The sequence below is a fragment of the Pedobacter hiemivivus genome, assembly GCF_005144565.1.
Taxonomy (GTDB): Bacteria; Bacteroidota; Bacteroidia; order Sphingobacteriales; family Sphingobacteriaceae; genus Pedobacter; species Pedobacter hiemivivus.
In genome coordinates, this window is the sequence record NZ_SWDX01000028.1 from 1 (window position 1) to 2009 (window position 2009).

Sequence of the window (2009 nt, forward strand, 5' to 3'; positions counted from 1 at the left end):
ATCATTGATAACGATGCAGCGAGCGTATCCATCTCGACTGCTGCTACAGTGAGCGAGGCCGCGGGTACAGCTACTTTTACAGTGACTTTAACAGGCAATGTCCAGGAATCCTTTACGGTAAACTATGCTACCTCAGACGGCGGAGCCATTGCGCCCGGTGATTACGCAAATGCAACAGGTTCGGTCATCTTTCCGGCAGGTTCAATAAGCGGAGCGACCAGGACTTTTACGGCATTGATCCAGAACGACAACCTTGTAGAAACAGGCGAAACATTTAGCGCCGCTTTAACGGGTATTACAGGTTTTGTAACAATAAATACGGCTGCTGCCACCACTACCATTGTGGATAATGATGTGGCCAGTGTATCAATATCGGTCCCTGCAACGGTAAATGAGAACGGGGGGACAGCTACCTTTACTGTGACTTTAACAGGCAGTATTCAGGAAGCTGTTACGGTAAGCTATGCCACTGCAAACGGTTCAGCTAGCGCGCCGGGTGATTATCTTGCCCGGACAGGAGCGGTAACTTTCCCTGCAGGTTCGGCAAACGGGGCAGTGCAGACCTTTACCGTAGACCTGGTTGACGATACTTTTGCAGAACCGAACGAAAGCTTCGGCGCCAGCTTAACGGGGATTACCGGCCTGGCCACGATATCATCAACAGCGACCTCAGCCATGACGGCCATTAATGATAATGATGTGGCGAGCTTATCGATATCGACTGATGCAACAGTAAATGAGAGCGCTGGTACAGCCACCTTTACGGTGACCTTAACAGGCGGTATTCAGGATGCTTTTACAGTGGATTATGCTACTGCAAACGGCACAGCGATTGCGCCGGGTGATTATACAATCACTACCGGGACGGTAAACTTCCCTTCGGGTTCGGTAAGCGGGACGACCAGGACCTTTACAGTGCCTATCCAGGATGACAATCTCAGAGAATCTGGCGAAACGTTCAGCGCTACTTTAAGTAATATTACAGGTCTTGCAACCATAGCTACTGCGACTGCAACAACTACCATTACAGACAATGATGCAGCAAGCGTAGCGATCACGACTGATCCAACAGTTAATGAGGCTGCTGGTACAGCCACGTTTACGGTAACTCTAACGGGCAATGTTCAGCAAGCCTTTACAGTAAACTATGCTACTGTAAACGGCTCAGCGTTTCAGCCAAACGATTATACAGCTACCAGCGGGACAATTACCTTCCCGGCAGGCTCAGTAAACGGAGCTACAAAGACCTTTACGGTACCGATCTTTAACGATCAGCTCGCAGAAGGGGACGAAATGTTCAGTGCGACTTTAAGTGGTATCACAGGTGGTCTTGTAACGATTGGTACAGCTACAGCACCCACTACCATTATTGATAACGATGTGGCCAGTGTATCGATTTCGACCGTTCCCACGGTTAACGAGGCAGCCGGTACAGCCACCTTTATGGTGACTTTAAGTGGCGGAGCTCAGGATGTCGTTACGGTGAATTACAGCACATCAAACGGTTCAGCGGTTCAGCCAAACGATTATACCGCTACCAGTGGGACAATCAGCTTCCCGGCAGGTTCAGTAAACGGAACTGTCAGCAGCTTCACGGTGCCTATCGTGAACGACCAGTTTAGAGAAGGAGATGAAACGTTCAGTGCCACCTTAAGTGGTACGGTTGGCCTTGCTACGATAGCTACGGCTAGCGCTACAACCACTATTATTGATAATGATGCGGCGAGTGTATCGCTTTCGACCCCGTTAACAGTCAATGAAGCAGCGGGTACAGCGACCTTTACGGTGACTTTAACGGGGAATGTTCAGGAAGCCTTTACGGTAGATTATGCAACCGCAAATGGTACAGCCGAGTCGCCGGGTGACTATACAGCCATTACTGCCGGAACGGTAAGTTTCCCGGCAGGTTCGGCAAGTGGGGCATTCCAAACCTTTACCGTAGCTATTAATGACGATAACCTGGTAGAGTCGGGCGAAACATTCAGCGCTTCCTTAACCGGTATTACGGG

Annotated in this window: 1 protein-coding gene; it reads left to right on the top strand. The window is 49.9% G+C overall.

The window, feature by feature from the left end; translation table 11 throughout:
* Nucleotides 1-2009, top strand: a 2009-nt coding sequence (locus FBD94_RS25830) for a Calx-beta domain-containing protein (RefSeq protein WP_205945942.1), incomplete at both ends; no start/stop codon positions are given.